The sequence below is a fragment of the Clostridium tertium genome (genome assembly GCF_017873245.1).
In the GTDB taxonomy this organism is placed as follows: domain Bacteria; phylum Bacillota; class Clostridia; order Clostridiales; family Clostridiaceae; genus Clostridium; species Clostridium tertium.
Map to the genome: position 1 here is coordinate 1 of NZ_JAGGJY010000032.1, position 5,751 is coordinate 5,751.

Consider the following 5,751-nt stretch of genomic DNA (forward strand, 5'->3'; position numbering starts at 1 on the left):
TGTTAAGACGTCTAAAAGAATTGCTGGTTTGTTTACTTAACTTATATTCTGTTCAATTTTCAAAGACCATTTTCTTCATCGCCCTCAAGCGACTTTCTTATCTTACTATCTTTCGATTTGTTTGTCAACATCTTTTTTTGACTTTCAAATCTTTTTTGTAAAACCTCTTGTCCCTTAGGACATAAAGTATGATATCATGCTTTCTTTTAATAAATTACACCTTAATTTATTAAATATGATAATTATACTTATAAATCATCTAAATATCTTTATTTTACTTATATTATCTTATATTGATACGTGTGGATTAGTTGTTATTTAAATTATATCTTATTACTACAAAACATTATTTTCTTGTATGTAAAAGGTGCTTAATATCTTATAAAAGAATATAAAATATTAAGCACCTTTTATTATCTTTTTCTATTATTTTATATTATATTATTAACTATATTATAGTTGGATAATCGCTAGAGCCGTTTATCACATTATTTTCTACTACTATATTTCCAGAATTCAATATAGCATTATTTATTATTGTATTATTTTGTACTATACAGTTTTCCATCACTATACTATTTTTAACTATAGCGCCTTTTGCTATTTTTACTTTTCTTCCAATTATACAATTTTCTACTTTACCTTCTATATATGATCCATTTGCTATTATAGAATTATTTACTTTACTTTCCTTTGAATAATATGTTGGAGACTCATCCTTTTGCTTTGTATATATAGGATTATTCTCGTAGAATAATTCTCTATTTATTTTTACATTCAATATTTCCTTATTTGTATTAAAATATGATTCCAGCGAATTTATACAAGATAGATATCCTTTAAATTCAAAGATTCCTACATTTAAATTTTCCAAGTTATCTACTATATATTCTTTTACTTTCTTATATAGTCCAGTAGTTATACTCCCCCTTATTATATCTATAAATAAACTTGTTTTCATTATATACATTTCCATATTTACATTAGTACTTCCTCTTCCTTCTAAAATAGTCTTTATACTTTTTACTTTTCCATTATCATCTATTATTATTTCTTCACACTTTATAAATTTATTACTAGAATTATCTTCATTCTTATATATTACCGTAATATCATCCCCTGAAGTTTTATGTTTTTCTAATGCTTCTCTATAATTGATATTACATATCATATATGATGGAGATATAATTATATATTCTTTTCTACTATATTTTATAAATTCAATATTCTCTATAAAACTATGGATATCATCATATACTGGATCATATTCACTGTAATTGAATACTTTTAAAGCATCATGCTTCCTATGAAGATCCCACGGTCTTCCATTGCTTAAGTGCTTCATAAGAGAATAGGACTTTCTTTTTGTAAATATCCCGATACACTCTACCCCTGAATTAGTCAAATTTGATAGAATAAAATCTATTATTCTATATCTTCCCGCTATAGGTATTGCAGATATTGTATTAGAACCTATTAATTCTTTTAAATAATCTTCCTTTTCGTCTAAGTTTATTATTCCTATACAATCCTTCATTTAATTTCCCCCTAATTTATAATGCTTCAGCAGGCTCTAATGTTGTACCATTTTTAAGTTCTTCTTTAGATGCTATAACTGCTATTTTTTTACCATCCCCAATTTTGCAGCCACTTCTTATTATTGCATTACTTCCTACTATAGCCTTATTTATTACTACATTATCTTCAATCTTAGTATCTGACATTATTACTGAATCTCTGATTATTGAATTTCTCCCAATGCTTACCCCTTGAAATATTACTGAGTGTTCTACATCTCCCTCAACTATACACCCTTCTACTACAAGAGATTCATTAACATTTGAGTTACTTCCTATATACTGAGCTGGTCTTGCTATGTTCTCTGAATATATCTTCCATTCATTATCATATAAACTTAATTTATTATCTGTATTTAATAAATCCATATTAGCTTCCCATAAGCTTCTTATAGTTCCAACATCCTTCCAATATCCTTCAAAAGGATAAGCTAATAATTTCATTTTATTATTTAACATATTTGGAATAATATCTTTGCCAAAATCATTACTAGAGTCTATATTATTTTCATCTTCAATTAAAAACCTTTTTAAGATACTCCAATTAAAAATGTATATTCCCATAGATGCCTTTGTACTTTTAGGATTTTGAGGCTTTTCTTCAAATTCATATATTGATAAATCATCTCTTGTATTCATAATTCCAAATCTACTAGCCTCTTCTATAGGTACATCTATTACGGCTATTGTAGCATCAGCTTTTTTTTGCTTATGAAATTCTAACATTTTATCATAATTCATTTTATAAATATGATCACCTGACAATATTAATATATACTCTGGATTATATCTATCTACATATTCAATATTTTGATAAATGGCATTTGCTGTTCCTTTATACCATTTGCCTCCCTTTTCCTCTTGATATGGTGGCAATACTCTTACTCCACCATCTCTCCTATCTAGATCCCAAGGCGATCCTATACCTATGTGTGTATTTAATTCTAATGGCTTGTACTGTGTTAATACTCCCACCGTATATATACCTGAATTAGAACAATTGCTTAATGGGAAATCAATAATTCTGTACTTTCCACCAAAAGGTACTGCCGGCTTTGCTAATCTTTTTGTTAATACTCCTAAACGTGACCCTTGTCCTCCAGCTAGAATCATTGCTACAATTTCTTTCTTACCCATCTATCCTACTCTCCTTACCTTTGCTTATATATAAATAATTATTAAAATCTCCAAGTATCTATAATCTATTACACAAAGTATCTCTTAGAATATACATATGAGTAAACTATTAATTATATGTTGAGTAATATTATATTTATTAAAAAACACCTAATTGATTTTTAGGTGTTTTAATAATCTTATAAATTTTTATATAATACTCCAGATCCCCAGATTCCTGTTGCATATTCTTTTATTGTTCTATCAGATGAAAAAATTCCAGAATGGGCTATATTTACTCCACACATTCTTTGCCAATTATACTTATTGCTATATAATTCATTTACCTTTATTTGAGCTTTTATATAGCTATCAAAATCTTTTAAAACAAAGAACTCATCATTATATTTTAATAAGCTATCATATATTGTTCTAAACTTATCCTTATCATAAGAATAGGTTCCATCAATTAAATTATCTATAACTCTTTTTATTCTATTATCATTATCATATATATCCCATGCTGAATATCCACCATTTTTATAATAATCTAAAACTTCACTTGCAGTTAACCCAAATATAACTATATTATCATCTTTAACTTCATCTCTTATTTCTATATTAGCTCCATCTAATGTAGCTATCGTAACTGCTCCATTCATCATAAACTTCATATTAGATGTTCCAGAGGCTTCCTTTGTAGTTGTTGATATTTGCTCACTTAAATCAGCTGCTGGAATTATTTTTTCTGCTAAAGATACTCTATAATTCTCCATCATAACAACCTTTATTTTATCATTAACTCTAGGATCATTATTTACTTTATTAGCTATTGATGTTATAAGTTCTATTGTATTCTTAGCTAAAAGATATCCTGGTGCTGCTTTTCCAGCAAAGATAAATGTTCTTGGATTTATATCCATATTGGGATTTTCTATTAATTTATTATATAAATCCATAATTCTTAAGCAATTTAAAGTTTGTCTCTTATAAGCATGAATTCTTTTTACTTGAACATCAAATATAGAATCATGATTTACCTTTATACCTGTTGAATTATAAATCTCATTAGATAACTTAATTTTATTATTTAACTTTATACTACTAAGCTTATTTAATACATTATTGTCATTTAGATACTTTTCAAAATTAAGCAAATCCATTGGATGTCTAATAAAACTCTCTCCTAGAGTTTCCTTAAGAAGATTGGTTAGTTCTGGATTGCTCTTCAATAGCCATCTTCTATGAGTTATTCCATTAGTTTTATTATTAAATTTATTTGGATAGAAATAATAAAAATCTGACATTTCCTTTTTCTTAAGTATTTCTGTGTGAAGTTTAGCAACTCCATTTACACTATGGCTTCCTACTATAGCTAGATTAGCCATTCTAACAAAATTATCTCCAATTATAGCCATTCTAGAAATCTTATCCCACTGTGCTGTATATTTATTCCACAATTCCTTACAATATCTCTCGTTTATTTCTTCAACTATCATATATATTCTAGGTAATATCTCCTTGAACATATTTATGGGCCATTTCTCTAATGCTTCTGCAAGTATAGTATGATTTGTATACGAAATTGTATTTTGGGTAATTCGCCATGCTTCTTCCCATGACAATTGTTCTTCGTCCATTAATATTCTCATAAGCTCCGGTATAGCTAACGTTGGATGAGTATCATTTATATGAATTGCCACCTTTTCATCTATTTCATGTATATTATTATTATACTTTTTATAATGTCTTATAATGCTTTGTAAGCCAGCAGATACAAAAAAGTATTGTTGCTTTAATCTTAACATTTTCCCTTCGTAAAATGAGTCTTCTGGATATAAAACTAATGATATTGATTCAACAGAATTTTTATATTCAATTGCCTTTAAAAATTCACCCCTACTAAATGATGAAAAATCGAATTCATTGTTTACAGGCTCTGCAGACCATAACCTTAAAGTATTAACTATTTCATTTTTATATCCAACTATTGGGGTATCATAAGGAACTGCTAGTACTGGTTCATAATTAACGTGAATAAATGTCAGTCTTCCATTCACAGTTTTAACTTTTACTTCTCCACCAAACTTTACTATCTCAGATTTATCTCTTTTAGGTATTTCCCATACATTGCCTGACCTTAACCAATTATCAGGAACTTCTACTTGCTTTCCATCTATTATTTTTTGCTCGAAAAATCCATATTTATATCTTATTCCACACCCGTGTCCTGGTATATTTAAAGATGCCATAGAATCTAAAAAACAAGCTGCTAGTCTACCTAGACCACCATTACCCAGACCTTGATCCTGTTCTAAATTTTCAAGCTCATCTAAATCTATATTTAAATCAGCAAGCGCTTCTCTACAAGTTTCTCTTATACCTAAATTCATTAAAGCATCCCCTAATAATCTTCCAAGTAGAAACTCCATTGAAAAATAATATACTTGCTTCTCTCCTGTTTCCTTGTACTTATTGTTAGTATTAAGCCATTCTTCTGCAACATAATCTCTAACCAAGCTTCCCAATGCTTCATACTGTTGTTTCTTAGTTCCGTCCTCTAAATCCTTTCCGTTTACTTCAAGAAACTTTTTTCTATAATCCCTTTTTAAGAAATTCTTATCTACATCTAGCATAAATTCTCCTCCCATTAAAGCAATATTACTTATTCACATTCCGCCTATAAGTAAATTGTATGCCTCAAATGATACCCTTAATACTCTCATAGCACTTCTTATATAAATTAAAAAGTTTAAATTTATGAAATTTATTGAATAATATTCCTATCAAAAACTATCCTTATATAAGTACTATGATAGGAAGATTGAGTAAATTATTATATTAGAAACTTTTGATATTATATTATGCTACAATTTATCTACATCTGTTTATAAATAATAAAATTCAAAGGAAATTTATATATAAAAAAAAGACTTAAGAATAAATTCTTAAGTCTTTTTAACAACCTGGCAACGTTCTACTCTCCCACACAGTCGCCCATGCAGTACCATCGACGCTGTAGAGCTTAACTTTCCTGTTCGGAATGGAAAGGAGTGTT

The 5,751-nt window shown here is 28.0% G+C and carries 3 protein-coding genes and 1 rRNA gene; all 4 read right to left on the reverse strand.

Features of this window, described 5'->3' with window-relative positions; translation table 11 throughout:
• Positions 1-448 precede the first annotated feature (448 nt).
• Positions 449-1,537, reverse strand: coding sequence for a glucose-1-phosphate adenylyltransferase subunit GlgD (gene glgD, locus J2Z25_RS18370; RefSeq protein WP_195624724.1), 1,089 nt, complete (start codon positions 1,535-1,537; stop codon positions 449-451).
• Positions 1,538-1,553: 16 nt separating this feature from the next.
• Entirely contained in the window at positions 1,554-2,714 is a 1,161-nt protein-coding gene (locus J2Z25_RS18375; RefSeq protein WP_195624725.1) for a glucose-1-phosphate adenylyltransferase, read from the reverse strand.
• Positions 2,715-2,893: 179 nt separating this feature from the next.
• Entirely contained in the window at positions 2,894-5,329 is a 2,436-nt protein-coding gene (locus J2Z25_RS18380; RefSeq protein WP_195624726.1) for a glycogen/starch/alpha-glucan phosphorylase, read from the reverse strand.
• 328 nt (positions 5,330-5,657) lie between these two features.
• Positions 5,658-5,751 (reverse strand): 5S ribosomal RNA (rrf, locus tag J2Z25_RS18385); the annotation flags it as partial.